13 protein-coding genes are annotated in these 13,907 nt (G+C 38.9%); 7 read left to right on the top strand and 6 right to left on the bottom strand.

Features of this window, described 5'->3' with window-relative positions; translation table 11 throughout:
• Nucleotides 1-59 precede the first annotated feature (59 nt).
• From PALPR_RS02760 to PALPR_RS02750, 3 genes are read left to right on the top strand one after another with little or no spacing between them, the layout of a single operon-like run.
• A complete protein-coding gene (locus PALPR_RS02760; RefSeq protein WP_041620615.1) occupies nucleotides 60-1,103 on the top strand; it encodes a sugar kinase in 1,044 nt (347 codons plus the stop codon).
• Between the two features lie 55 nt (nucleotides 1,104-1,158).
• Nucleotides 1,159-1,824, top strand: coding sequence for a bifunctional 4-hydroxy-2-oxoglutarate aldolase/2-dehydro-3-deoxy-phosphogluconate aldolase (locus PALPR_RS02755; protein ID WP_013444085.1), 666 nt, complete (start codon nucleotides 1,159-1,161; stop codon nucleotides 1,822-1,824).
• A 33-nt stretch (nucleotides 1,825-1,857) separates the two neighbouring features.
• Entirely contained in the window at nucleotides 1,858-3,240 is a 1,383-nt protein-coding gene (locus PALPR_RS02750; RefSeq protein WP_013444084.1) for an MFS transporter, read from the top strand.
• Nucleotides 3,241-3,306: 66 nt separating this feature from the next.
• On the opposite strand, the gene PALPR_RS02745 is transcribed toward PALPR_RS02750, so the two are convergent.
• The 6 genes from PALPR_RS02745 to PALPR_RS02720 all read right to left on the bottom strand — a co-directional run bounded on the left by PALPR_RS02745 (nucleotide 3,307) and on the right by PALPR_RS02720 (nucleotide 11,208).
• A complete protein-coding gene (locus tag PALPR_RS02745) occupies nucleotides 3,307-4,260 on the bottom strand; it encodes a GSCFA domain-containing protein (protein ID WP_013444083.1) in 954 nt (317 codons plus the stop codon).
• A gap of 117 nt (nucleotides 4,261-4,377) precedes the next feature.
• Nucleotides 4,378-4,569, bottom strand: a complete 192-nt coding sequence (locus tag PALPR_RS02740) for a hypothetical protein (protein ID WP_013444082.1) — start codon at nucleotides 4,567-4,569, stop codon at nucleotides 4,378-4,380.
• 135 nt (nucleotides 4,570-4,704) lie between these two features.
• Complete coding sequence (locus PALPR_RS02735) at nucleotides 4,705-5,034, bottom strand: YnfA family protein (protein ID WP_013444081.1); 330 nt, start codon at nucleotides 5,032-5,034, stop codon at nucleotides 4,705-4,707.
• A 23-nt stretch (nucleotides 5,035-5,057) separates the two neighbouring features.
• On the bottom strand, nucleotides 5,058-6,236 hold the full coding sequence (locus tag PALPR_RS02730; protein WP_013444080.1) for an efflux RND transporter periplasmic adaptor subunit: 1,179 nt from the start codon (nucleotides 6,234-6,236) through the stop codon (nucleotides 5,058-5,060).
• A gap of 11 nt (nucleotides 6,237-6,247) precedes the next feature.
• A complete protein-coding gene (locus PALPR_RS02725; RefSeq protein WP_013444079.1) occupies nucleotides 6,248-10,627 on the bottom strand; it encodes a CusA/CzcA family heavy metal efflux RND transporter in 4,380 nt (1,459 codons plus the stop codon).
• 128 nt (nucleotides 10,628-10,755) lie between these two features.
• Nucleotides 10,756-11,208, bottom strand: coding sequence for a hypothetical protein (locus PALPR_RS02720; RefSeq protein WP_013444078.1), 453 nt, complete (start codon nucleotides 11,206-11,208; stop codon nucleotides 10,756-10,758).
• 116 nt (nucleotides 11,209-11,324) lie between these two features.
• Between PALPR_RS02720 and PALPR_RS02715 the strand changes: the two genes are divergently transcribed.
• Genes PALPR_RS02715 through PALPR_RS02700 form a run of 4 tightly spaced genes read left to right on the top strand, consistent with a single transcriptional unit; the run spans nucleotide 11,325 to nucleotide 13,884 of the window.
• Nucleotides 11,325-12,170: an RsiV family protein gene (locus tag PALPR_RS02715; protein WP_013444077.1), complete on the top strand. Its 846-nt coding sequence runs from the start codon at nucleotides 11,325-11,327 to the stop codon at nucleotides 12,168-12,170.
• Nucleotides 12,171-12,195: 25 nt separating this feature from the next.
• Nucleotides 12,196-12,723 carry a nitroreductase family protein gene (locus PALPR_RS02710; RefSeq protein ID WP_013444076.1) on the top strand — a complete coding sequence of 176 codons (528 nt, stop codon included), beginning with the start codon at nucleotides 12,196-12,198 and terminating at the stop codon, nucleotides 12,721-12,723.
• A gap of 19 nt (nucleotides 12,724-12,742) precedes the next feature.
• Nucleotides 12,743-13,063 carry a LiaF transmembrane domain-containing protein gene (locus tag PALPR_RS02705; RefSeq protein WP_041620160.1) on the top strand — a complete coding sequence of 107 codons (321 nt, stop codon included), beginning with the start codon at nucleotides 12,743-12,745 and terminating at the stop codon, nucleotides 13,061-13,063.
• Nucleotides 13,064-13,110: 47 nt separating this feature from the next.
• Nucleotides 13,111-13,884 (top strand): Rossmann-like and DUF2520 domain-containing protein, encoded by a 774-nt coding sequence (locus tag PALPR_RS02700; protein ID WP_013444074.1) that lies wholly within the window; start codon nucleotides 13,111-13,113, stop codon nucleotides 13,882-13,884.
• The last annotated feature ends 23 nt before the right edge of the window (nucleotides 13,885-13,907 follow it).

The following is a 13,907-nucleotide window of genomic DNA, read 5'->3' as shown; positions in this document are numbered from 1 at the left end:
AATTACAAACAGATTATTTTTGCAGCAGAATGCAGGAATACAAAATTACAAAGGAAATAATGAGTAAAAAGATTGTAACATTTGGAGAAATCATGCTTCGTTTAGCAACGCCTGGTTTTGAGCGTTTTAGTCAGGCCACACAGTTTACAGCCACTTTTGGTGGAGGCGAAGCCAATGTAGCTGTATCACTGGCAAACTACGGTATGAAAACAGAATTTGTAACCCGTTTACCTAAAAATGACATCGCGGAATCATGTATCATGAATTTGCGTAAATATGGTGTGGGCACAAACGAAATCTTACGTGGTGGTGATCGCGTAGGCATTTATTTTCTCGAAACAGGTGCAGTTGCGCGTGCCAGCAAAGTGGTATATGACCGTGCTAACTCTTCTATTGCAGACATTAAACCCGGTATGGTAAACTGGCACGAAATTTTCAAGGATGCGGACTGGTTTCACTGGACAGGCATTACTCCGGCTTTGTCGCAAGGTGCTGCCGACGCTTGTCTGGAAGCAATTCAGATTGCCAACGAAATGGGTGTTACCGTTTCTACGGATTTAAATTATCGTAAAAATCTTTGGAAATACGGTAAAACAGCTTCGGAAGTTATGCCGGCACTGGTTGCAGGTTGCGATATAATACTGGGTAACGAAGAAGATGCAGAGAAAGTGTTCGGCATTAAACCCGAAGGTTTTGATGTGGCTCATACCGGTGGCGAGGTGGATGCTGCCGAATTTGAATCGGTTTGTACGCAAATGATGAAAAAATTTCCTCGTGCTCAAAAAGTAATTATTACGCTGCGCGGCTCTATCAATGCTAACCACAATACCTGGGGAGGTGTGCTTTACAGCAATGGAATACTCTATCAATCGAAACGTTACGATATTACACACATTGTTGACCGCGTAGGCGGTGGCGATTCTTTCATGGGTGGATTAATTTATGGTTTACTGACTTATACCGACAGCGACCAAAAAGCGCTTGAATTTGCTGTTGCAGCTTCGTGCTTGAAACACACTATTTACGGAGACTACAATCTGGTAACGGTTGCCGAAGTAGAAGGTCTGATGGGCGGCGATGGTAGCGGACGTGTGGTAAGGTAAAAAGATATTAATACTTCTTCTTCCCGTTCAAGGGTCGGAGCTAAAATTATAGAAAATGAAATTCAACAAAATTCAGGTAATTACAGCCATGCAGGAAACCGGTATGGTTGCTGTTTTCTACAATAGCGATATTGAAATAGCAAAAAATGTACTGAAAGCTTGCTACGAAGGCGGTGTACGTGCATTCGAATTCACCAACCGTGGTGATTTTGCTCACGAAGTATTCGGAGAGTTGGTAAAATTTTCGGGCAAAGAATGTCCTGAAATGATTTTAGGAGTTGGCTCTATAGTAGATGCTCCAACTGCCGCTCTTTATATTCAGTTGGGCGCAAATTTTATTGTAGGTCCATTGTTTAATCCTGAAATAGCTAAAGTAGCTAACCGTCGACTGATTCCTTACACACCGGGTTGTGGTTCGGTATCCGAAGTAGGTTTTGCGCAAGAAGCCGGATGTGATTTGTGCAAAGTATTTCCGGGCGATGTATTGGGTGCCTCTTTTGTGAAAGGTCTGAAAGCACCTATGCCTTGGTCAAACCTAATGGTGACCGGCGGTGTGAAGCCTGAAGAAGCGAACCTGAAAGCATGGTTTGACGCGGGAGTAACTTGTGTGGGTATGGCTTCAAACCTGTTCCCTGCGGAGCTGATAAAAGCCAAAGACTGGGCAGGTATCAGCAAACTATGCAGTGACACGTTGGCTATCATCAAAAAGGTAAAAAAATAGGCTTTAATTTCATCATACACAATACTTAATTTTATGAACAAATCAACCGTAGAGAAAATTGGAAATTACCGCTGGATAATTGTAACCTTACTCTTATTCTCAACGACGGTAAATTACATGGATCGTAATGTTATCGGCTTTTTAAAGGATTATTTCTGTTCTACTAATGGATTTGGTTGGACATCACAAGAATTTTCTTATTTAACTTCAATCTTTACGATTGTTTATTCCTTATCTACAGTATTTGCGGGAATTATCATCGATAAAATTGGAACAAAAATAGGTTTGGCTCTTTCTTTAATTATCTGGTCTTTTTCCGGTATTTTAAGTGCATTTGTTGGTAAATCGCTCGTGGCTCAGAGCATAGCTCGAAGTATTTTTGGTGCAGGTGAGGCTGGAAACTTCCCATCTTCCATTAAAACTGTAGCAGAATGGTTTCCCAAAAAAGAAAGAGCATTAGCGACGGGTATTTTTAATTCCGGATCTAATATCGGAGCTATGATCTGTGCTTTGTTTGTTCCATGGTGTTTACTAACCTGGACGAAGGGTGCTGAATTCTTTGGATTATTTAGCGGTTGGCAGATGGCTTTTATAATTACAGGTTTACTCGGTTTCCTTTGGCTTATTTTCTGGGGTATTTTGTATGGTACTCCACAAAAAATGCTGGATAAGGGCAAAATTTCTCAAGCAGAATATGACTATATTCATAGTGATCTTGATGGAATTGCGGAAAACAACAATGACAATAAAGCGGATAAAGCCGGTAAAATTTCATGGTTTAAATTGTTGACTTATCGTCAGACGTGGTCTTTTGTCGTTGGTAAATTTTGTACAGACGGTGTTTGGTGGTTTTTATTATTTTGGTTACCTACCTACGTAAGACAACAATTTTGTGTGGGAATGACTCCTGAAAAGACAGCATCGTATGTAATGCTCTCAAATTTTATAGTTTTTGGTATTGCTATTTTTGGCTCTGTATATGGAGGGTCTATATCGATGACCTTTATGAATAAGGGTTGGGAAGCCTACAGATCCCGCATGACCTCATTATTGATAATTGCTTTTGTTCCGTTAGCTTTATTGGCTACACAACACTTAGCTGCTTATGGAATTGTTTTCGCAATAGCGGTCATTTGTTTAGGTGGAGCTGCTCATCAGGCTTGGTCTGCTAATTTATATACAACGGTATCGGACATGTTCCCTAAAAAAGCGGTGGGTTCAATAACAGGCATTGGAACTGCTGCAGGAGGAGTTGGTGGTGTGCTTATTCAGTTGCTTGCAGGTTATCTCGATGGAACTTTAAGCACTGGGGTAGCATATAGCATCATGTTTAGCGTTTGTGCTTTCGCTTATCTGTTAGCATGGAGCGTAATGAAGCTTTTGGTTCCTAAATTCAAATTGATAACCGATTTATAATTACAACTTGATCGTTTATCCAATCATTTAAAGAGACTCTCCGGTATAATCCAAAGAGTCTCTTTTTTATTTAATCCGATTACTAAGAAATGGATAACTGTGTATAATGGCAGTTTTACGCTTTTCTACATTGATACAAAACTTTTTGAATTCTTCCGAATCGGGTTGCAACGGTCGATGGGATAAATCGCTGACCAGTTGTTCCACATCTTTTTTTACACGTTGCGTGATTGGATTAAAATAAGTTTGGGAAAAACGTTGCCAAATATAATCAACAGCTACATCGGAAGGATGAAGCATATCAGAGGCATAAAATCGATAATCACGTAATTCGTCCAGTTGAATTTCGTAAGCTGGGAAATAGCGAACCTGCTCAAACCGCTTCTTTAATATATCAATGGCCAACAACAAAGTACTTTTGCTCAGATTATTCTCATGAGCTCCATCTTTCCAATGACGAATAGGACTTACACTGAATATCAGCTTGAGCTCAGGCCGTTTTAGCAATAATTTGTTAATCAGGTTCGTGTAACCGTCCACAATTTCTTCTACTGACAATCTGCGGCGATAAAAATCAGCTGCCGGTAATTTGTGGCAGTTGGACACTACTCTCCCACTCTTTTTTTCTTCAAAAACCCATGCAGTACCAAAAGTAATCATCAATACATCAGCCCTGCCGAGAAAACTACCAGCAGCTGACATTCCTGAATTGATTTTATTCAGGCAATCTTCAGCAGAGACGGCCGAAAAAAGGCTGCTATGAGAGAAACTGTGCCACAACGAACGCGACTCAAAAATATCTTTGCGAGTAAATTCTTTGTTCTCCAACAAAAGTTCCAAACTGTTAATAATAGAAACCGGATTGTAAAGCACACCAAAAGGATTAACCTCTGTATCAAAGTACACTTCTTGCAGTTTACGTCCAATATTCTCAGCAAAACAGGACCCGAGTGTAAGTATGGCTGTTGTATAATTAATTGTGAGCGAAGTTGTTGGTATTTCTACTTTAGTCTGAAACATAGTAATTTACTGTCTTGTCATTTTTTTAGTAAAGCAAAAGTAAGTCAAATAACCGAAAATACAAAAAAGTCCCAATCAAATAAGATTGGGACTTTAGATAATCTGCTTATGCAGTTATTATTTCTTTTTAGTTTCTGCCTTTTTTTCTTTGCAACATTCTTTTTTGTCTTTGCTGCAGTCTTTTTTGTCTTTGCAGCAAGCTTTAGTTTCAGTTTGAGCTTTTGCTTTTTTAGCAGGAGCAGTTTGAGCAGATACAGTTCCGATAGCAAAAATCGCGATTAGCGACAATAGGGCAATATTCTTTTTCATTTTGTAAGTTATTTGTTATTTATTTAAAGTAATTGTTTGACAAAGATAGAAAGCTTCTATGAAATTCCAAAGAAATAAGAATCAATTCATTTTTTTTAAACATTCATCAGGTTCGTTAATAATTACGTCTATTCATCAACTGCGGGGTGCAAACATGATAATACCCATACCAATCAACGCTATGAATCCTCCAATTAAATCATATCTGTCGGGAATAACACCATCAACCTTCCATCCCCAAATAATGGCCATAACAATGAAAATTCCACCATAGGCGGCATAAACTCTTCCAAAATTTTCGGTTTGTAATGTGGCCACAACACCGTAGGCAAAAAGTATTATACCCCCTAATGCACCGATCCACCAGGATTTATGTTCACGCAGACAAAGCCACACGAGATACCCACCACCTATTTCGCAAAGTCCTGCCACTATAAAAATAGCTATTGAAAGTAGTATTTTCATTGTTATAAACACATTTGTATTGATTAACAGCTCATTTCTCCGGCATTTTTCTTTGCTGAGAGCAGATTGTATGCACCTTTTACAACAACCTTACTCCCTTTAATGTTGAAATTATCAGGCAAAGTAATACCTGTGAAACCATTCTCAGTTACCCCTTTTTGTATCTGAATCATGCGGTATTCAGTCATAGATTTTCCGTTTTCCATTTTTTTCTTATCCAGAATAAAAATATAATCCTTATCGTCAAAGCTGACAACAGACTCGGACGGAACTGAAGTGACCTGATTGCTTTGAGCTTCGATGTTAGCATTTACGTACATGCCTGGAAGCATATTCCTGCAGTGACCTACTACATTGGCGTACACCTTATAGCTTTTGTCGTTATTAATAGATTTTCCGGTCTGATAAATAATTGCTTCGTGCTGCTCGGATTCGTTATTGATATAGAACAGAATTTTCTGACCATTACGAACTTTGTCGGCATCTTTCTCAAACAACGTAAGCTCCAGAAACAATTTATCGGTATTCACGATTTCGAACAATACATCCGAAGCTGAAACAGATTTACCAATACTAACATTTACTGCTTTCACATAGCCCGAAATGGGTGAAACCAGTGCCACCGAGCGACTTATCTTGTCTTCTGTAAGCCGTGCAGTTTGTATACCAATGAGTCCCAGCTTTTGTTCAAGTGCTTTAAGCATAGCTTTCAGGTTTTTATAATCGGCTGTCACCTGCTGCAAATTCTTTTTGGAATATACATCATCTTTGTATAGTTCTTTGTGCCGGGTATATTCGGCCTGAGCATATTCCAGTTTATTTTTGGTTTCCAGATAGTTCTGCTGAATATCAATAAATTCCTGATTTTCCAGTATCGCCAGCGTTTGTCCTTTTCTTACAGCAACTCCCGGGGTCAACGAAGTACTTTTCACGAATCCACCCAATGGCATACAAACTGTTGCCAGATTTTGCGGTGCTACGGATACGGTTCCATTCACTTTCAATGTACCGCTAAGCGATCGCATTTCCACTATTCCGGTTTGTATATCGGCCAGTTTAATCTGATCGTCTCGCAGTTCCACAATGTCTTCGGGAAGCACTTCTTCATGGCTGTTTGCTTCCTTTTTATTTACCTTTCCACACGAAGCAAAAGTCAGAAAAAGAAGAGTTATCAGTATAAATGATTTATTATTAAATGTCATAATGTATTTATTTAAATGGTTTTACCAGTAATGTAATCAATAGAAATAATTGTTTGGTTGTAGTTGTTTAACGCATCAAGATAGTTTTGCTTTATTGTCAATGCCCGACTTAAACTCTGAATATAATCCAGGTAGTCGATGGCACCGGCTTTGTAACTTTTGGTGGCCTGATCGATTATTAAATCTGCTTCCGGAACTGCCTGATTCTCGTAATAATTAAGGCTGTTACTGAACTTTGCATATTCGCCCAATAGCGAGTTATAATTCCCTTTCAACAGATTAGTTGCATTTTCGGCATTGGTTGTAGCCTGCTGCTGCTTAAGTTTTGCGGCTTTAATTTTAGCAGCATTGGGTGCAAACCACAGCGGAACGGCAATTCCCGCTTGTATACCGGTGAATCTGTCACCGGGTCCGAAAGTTCGGGAAATGCCATTGACCGTTTGTTCACCTTGTATCGTCTGACTGTAATAACCAATGCTAATGTCAGGAAGCAATTTACTTTGTTCGAGCTTTTTCTCTAGACGTGAAACCTCCATTTGATGTTTAGAATAACCCAACTGAGGATTGGCTGATAGGACTGCACTATCGGATAGTAGCAACAACCTGGCGCGTTTCAATATGGTATCAGCCGGCAAAATTACCGAAGCGGAGTTCATAAGTGTCTGCAGTTTTTGAGAAAAAATATCTACATCGGCAAGTACTTGTTGCAACTGATTACGCACTTCCATACTTTGCGAACGGGCTGTAATCATTTCCAGCCGATTGGTTTCACCGGTCTTCAACCGAAGTTCTGCTGCTCGCAAAAACCCGGAATACAGGCTATCTTGCCACTGATATAACTTTTGCTTTGAGTACAGGTAAGTCAATTGCCAGTAAACCTGCTTCACTTGGGTTGCTATTTCCAACTGCGCAGTTTTCAATTCCCATTCGCTGCTTTTTACATTGGCCTTAGCCAACTTGTGCTGATTCGCGTATACCGTAGGAAATGCAAAAGATTGAGATACTGTAAAACTATTGTCTTTTGAGTATGAATTGAATTGTCCATATTGCCCTTCTATATTGGTTTTAGGAATATCCAATGCAGCTCCTTTCAGTGCTTTTTGAACATCTACGGCATAGTTCGACGAGCGTACAGTCAAATTGCTGTCCAATGCTAATTGAATTGCTTGTCGGAGGTTTACTCTTCTGGTTTGCTGAGCATGTACGCCGTTACTACCAAATAACAGTATAATTATCAATGCGGTTATAATTGGCTTTCGCTTAAAAATTCGTTTAAAGCGATCTGACGAAAAGAAGATATAGAAAATGGGCAATACAATCAAAGTCAGCAAAGTGGCTGTTATCAACCCTCCAATAACTACTGTAGCCAGTGGTTTTTGCACTTCAGCACCTGCCGAAGTTGACAAAGCCATAGGCAAAAATCCTAATGATGCCACAGCAGCGGTAATAATTACCGGACGCAATCGTGTATGCAATCCTTTCAGTACACGCTCGGTAATATCTGTAATTCCTTCTTTTTCGAGTCGATTGAGCTCGGCTATAAGCACAATTCCATTGAGAACGGCAATACCAAATAAAGCAATAAAGCCCACGCCTGCCGAAATAGAAAAATTCATACCACGCAGCCATAGTGCGAAGATTCCACCTATGAGTGACATGGGAACGGCTGTGTAAATGAGCAGTGCTTGCTTTACGGAGTGAAAAGTGAAAAACAATAGCACAAAAATAAGCAGTAATGCTACAGGTACAGCGATAGCCAGACGGGATTTTGCAGCCTGAAGATTTTCAAACTGTCCACCATACTTTACAAAATATCCTGTAGGGAACTCAACTTTTTCATCAATTTGTTTTGTAACCTCGTCTATTACACTTTCAACATCCCGATTGCGTACATTAAAACCAATGGTGATACGGCGCTTGGTGTCTTCGCGCGAAACCTGTGCAGGTCCGGATTTAATCGCTACGCTGGCAATTTGCTCAAAAGGAATCTGACCACCATTGGGTAACGCAACCGACAGATTTTTCACATCATCCAAATCTTGCCGGTAATCTTTATCCAATCTCACCACCATAGCAAAGCGTTTCTCTTCGTCGAAAACAACACCCGCCTGACTTCCTGCAAAGGCTGTACGCAATACACGGTTCACCTCCTCAACAGAAAGTCCGTATTGAGCAAGTCTGTCACGGTTATATTCAACCTGTATCTGCGCTAGCCCGGTTACTTTTTCTACGTTTATATCCTCAACTCCTTCAACTTTTTGAATTATTTTCTCCACTTGAGCTGCTTTATCAGCTAAAGTGTTCAGGTCGTCACCAAATATCTTAATGGCAATATCCTGTTTCGATCCTGAAAGCAACTCGTTGGTGCGCATCTGAATAGGCTGTTGGAACTCAAACTTCACGCCTGCCAATGGAATCAGCGCTTCCTCCATTTTTTCTACCAGCTCTTCACGGGTTTTAGCCGACGACCATTCGCTTTTGTCTTTAAGCGTAATAATATAATCGCCTGTTTCCATAGGTGTGGGATCGGTAGGTATTTCACCTGCACCAATTTTACAAACCGCATGTTTTATCTCCGGAAAATTATCAAGCAAAATCTTATTGGCTTTCTGAACCTGTTCTACTGTATTGGAAAGCGATCCACCTTGCAGCGTAATGACTCCGGCAGCCAAATCGCCTTCTTCCAGTTGAGGAATAAACTCTCCACCCAAACGGCTAAACACACCCAAACTTATCAAAAACAACCCAATGGCTGATGCTGAAATCAGCAATTTGCGCTTCAACGCAAAATGAATCACCGGCTGGAAAGCTTTGTGGAAAAAAGCCATCAGTTTATCCGAAAAGTTGGGTTTGTATTCTGTATTTTTACTCAGAAACAAAGCCGAAGCCATAGGAACATAAGTTAACGAAAGTATGAATGCACCCAAAATAGCAAAAGCAACCACCTGTGCCATTGGCACAAACATTTTTCCTTCAATGCCTACCAAAAAGAGAATAGGCATATAAACTATCAGAATAATAATTTCGCCAAAAGTAGCTGCTGTTCTTATCCGGCTCGAAGCCTGATACACTTCTTCGTCCATTTGGTGCTGCGTAAGTCGCGTGATGCCCAAATGTTGGGTTTTGCTCATCGATATTCGATGCACCACACTTTCCACTATAATTACTGCTCCATCTACAATCAACCCAAAATCAATAGCACCCAGGCTCATTAAATTACCCGACACACCAAAGAAATTCATCATGGATATGGCAAACAGCATGGAAAGCGGAATGACCGAAGCTACAATCAGCCCGGCTCTAAAGTTCCCCAGAAACAGAATGAGAATAAAAATAACAATTAATGCTCCTTCAATCAGGTTGCGTGAAACAGTGCCAATAGCACGATCAACCAAATCGGAACGATTCAGAAACGGCTCTATTTTTATGCCCTGAGGCAATGATTTTTGAATAGATTCTACGCGGGCTTCAATGTTCTTGGTTACCTCATTGGCATTGGCTCCTTTCAACATCATCACAACTCCACCCACAGCTTCAGTAGTGTCTACCACAAAAGCACCATACCTGATGGCACTACCAAACCGAACACTGGCTACATCCCTGATCAAAACAGGTACGCCCGAAGGATTGCTTTTGACAACAATTTTTTCGATATCTTCCAGCGATTTTACCAACCCGATACCGCGTATAAAATAAGCTGTCGGTTTTTTATCAATGTAAGCACTTCCTGTATTTTCGTTGTTTTTTTCGAGTGCATCAAAAATATCAGTAAGAGTCAGATTCATCCCACGTAATCTTTCGGGATTTACGGCTATTTCATATTGCTTTACAAAACCACCGTAACTATTAATATCAGCCACACCCACAGTTCCTAACATTTCGCGTCGCACTACCCAATCTTGTATGGTACGCAATTCCATGGGGTTATATTTTCTCTCAAAGCCTTTACCAACGGCAAGGCGGTATTGGTATATTTCACCCAATCCGGTTGAAATAGGTGCCAGTTCAATTTTGGCCACGCCGGCAGGAATTACTTCCTCAGCTTCTTTAATCCGTTCGCTCATTTGTTGTCTGGCCCAGTAAATATCGACATTGTCTTTAAACACAACGGTAATGACCGACAACCCCAGACGCGATATGGAGCGGAGTTCAATGATATTAGGAATATTGGCAACGGCAACTTCTATTGGTGCACTGATGGAACTTTCCACCTCCTGTACCGCCAGCGACGGTGCTAGCGCAATAACCTGCACCTGGTTATTAGTTATATCGGGAGTTGCATCAATAGGTAAGCGAGTGAGCGAATACACTCCCCAGCCTATAAGCGCAACGGTAAATAAGCCAATAATAAGTTTATTCTTTATTGAAAAATGAATGATACGTTCTATCATAATAATCAGCAATTTAAATTGTAGAATGGAATGTTTTCAGTCATGAAAGACTAAAAACCGAGATGCAAAAAGCTCTTCAAATAATTGAATACAATTACAAGAAGAATATAAACCGAAAATTCAGCAATTTAAATCAGAAGAGTAGCGTGAAACGCAAGGATTGAGCGTCCGGATAAGGAAAAATGATTATCGGAAAGAGGAAAAACCGTTCGATTGGATAAATCTAACGTATCCGGTGAAAAAAGAGGAAAACTATTGAACAAAAATACGGTAGAAATTTGTTTTAAAAGTAGCTTGTGAATTGATTGAAATGAAGGGGTATCAGTATTAAGACGTATAAAATGGCAATTATCTAAATGATGCGCAATATCTGCACAATACAAATCGGGATGTTGCTTATCGATATTCTTTTGGTGTAGATTATGATGAATTGCGAAACAAGAATCAGTGGCAACTATCTCTATTCCTTCTTTTTCGCAGGTCTGACAACAGAAGCTTACGACATTAAACCCCGTACCCCCTATAATAAAATAAGCAGCAGATAAATAAGCAACGATGTATTTTATTACTTTTGTTTTCATATCCGAATGCAAAGATAATAATTTTTAAGAATGACTTTAAAAAAATCTTGGTTTTTTTGAAATAATCAGCTTTTATATTGTAAATTTGTTCCGTAATTATTAAAACGTATTTGATTATGAAAAGGCAATCTATTTTATTATTGTTGAGCATCTTGACTGCAAGTCTATTTATCTCATGTACACAAAAAACTATCAAAACAGACAATAAAGAGTTCAAAAAGAAATTTTTCTTATCTAAGGACACTACCAAAGGTGCTTTAACCGTAGATATTGATATCGAAATTCCAACTGCTTTTGCTGATAGCCTAGTCTTAAAATCAATTCGAAATGTTATTATAACCAACTTATTTGGAGAAGAATACATTTCTCACCCCAACAATTCTATTGTTCAGCTATTTAGCAAAAACATCTTTACTGAATACAAAGAAAATAATGAGCCGTTACTGCAAGAATTAGATAGTACCAACCGATATTCTTTTAACAACGAACATACCTTGTCAGGCTTTAGTTTATTAAGCGATAAAAAAATATACGTATATGGTATTGAAAGATACGTATATATGGGTGGAGCTCACGGACTTGAGACAAGAAACTACTATAATTTTGATTTGAAGACAGGTAAGTTAATCACTGAAAATGATATATTTAAGGCTAATTATAAAGCAGAACTTATCAAGCTCATAAAAGCACGGATAGTAGAAGAAAGTAAAGAGGTAAAAGATGAAAAGGATGCTGAGCCTATTCTCAATTTAGAAGATACGGATTATTGGACTGATTCTATTAAACCTAACGGCAACTTCTACATTACCGATGAAGGAATTAATTATGTATTTAATCCGTATGAAATAGCGCCTTATTACCTGGGACAAACTGAGGTTACTTTGCCGTTTAAAAGACTGACCGGAATTTTGAAACCCAATAGCATAATCACCTATCTGGTAAAGAAAGATGCTAAACAATAAGTTTTAAACAACTAAATAAATTTCAATGAATTCTTTCTTTGATTTACTCAAAAACCGACGCAGTATACGCAAATATCTACCCAAAGCGGTGGAAGCAGATAAAATATCCCAGATAACAAAGGCTGCATTAATGTCGCCTTCTTCAAAACGAAGTAATCCGTGGGAATTCATTGTGGTGCAAGACGATGTAACGCTAAAAACTCTGGCAGATTGTCGTCCGCACGGGTCTCAGTTCCTGGCAGGATCGCCGCTTGGAATCATAGTTACAGCCGATACCACAAAAACAGATGTGTGGATGGAAGATGCCTCTATTGCTGCAATTCTGTTGCAACTACAGGCTCAGGATTTAGGACTGGGTAGTTGTTGGATTCAGGTGTACGGCAGACATAAAGATGACGTTACCACAACAGAATCGTTTATTCGCAGTTTATTAAATATACCTGAGCATTATGCAGTATTGTGTATCATTTCTATCGGCTATCCCGACGAAGAAAGAAAACCATACGATGAAGATAAGCTGGTAATATCTAAAGTTCATAGTGAAAAATTCTAACTTTATTCCATAAATGTCTATGTCTATAAAAAAGGATAACCGACTGGCCTGGGGAGTTTCATTACTCGTATTTGGATGTTTATTTTTGTTTAAACAAATACAAATTATTCCGGCCGAATTTGAATCGTACATTTTCGACTTTAAGAATTACCCGCTTATTTTGGGGGTGATTTTTCTGCTTTGTCACAGCAATAAAAATATAGGTATTGTACTGTTGGTAGTTGGTCTGCTTTTCAGACTCTCGGACATTATTCACTATACAAAACATATTTCTGATTTTATTTGGCCTGTATTGCTTATACTTGCGGGTGCCATAATGGTTTTTGGCAAGAAAAAGTAACGGCTTAACCCCGTATTCTTAATTATTTATCTATCTAATTGTGTACTATGGAAATTGTATTAATCGGTTCAGGAAGTGTAGCCACACATCTGGGTTCAGCACTTCAATCCAAAGGGATTACTATCAAACAGGTTTTCAGCAGAAATCCTGAAAATGCGCAACATTTGGCGAAAAAGCTAAACACAACGTATATTGATGATTTGGAAGATTTATATCTCGATGCAGACTTATATATTTATGCTTTGAAAGATTCTGCGTTGAAAAGTGTTTTACGAAAAATGGAAAGAATTCCCGCCGGAATTCATGTACACACCGCCGGAAGTATTCCAATGACTGATTTCGAAGGATTTACAGGTAGTTATGGCGTTTTTTATCCTCTACAGTCTTTTTCTTTAAAGAAAGATGTCGATTTTACTCAGATACCTATATGCATTGAAGCAAGTAGTATCGAGATTGAACAAGTTCTGTTTGATTTAGCAAAATTATTGACGGATAAGATTTATACAATCAATTCAGAACAGCGAAAGAAACTTCATTTGGCCGCAGTTTTTGCCTGCAATTTTACTAATTATATGTACGATATTGCATCTCAAATACTTGACGATTCAGCGATTCAATTTGAAATAATTCAACCGCTTATAGCAGAAACAGCCGAAAAAATAAAAACGCTGAGTCCTTATGATGCACAAACAGGACCTGCTATAAGATTCGACGAAACCACCATTGCCCGACATCTTCTCATGTTGAACAAATATCCAGAAATAAGTAAGATATACAGCTTGTTATCAAAAGAAATTCATACAAGACATAAACGAAGCTGATTAGCTGCATATTACAACTAATT

Origin of the sequence: Paludibacter propionicigenes WB4 (assembly GCF_000183135.1) — a bacterium.
Classification (GTDB): Bacteria; Bacteroidota; Bacteroidia; order Bacteroidales; family Paludibacteraceae; genus Paludibacter; species Paludibacter propionicigenes.
The sequence above is the reverse complement of the archived record's forward strand: the minus strand, read 5'-3'. Positions and strand labels throughout refer to the sequence as shown.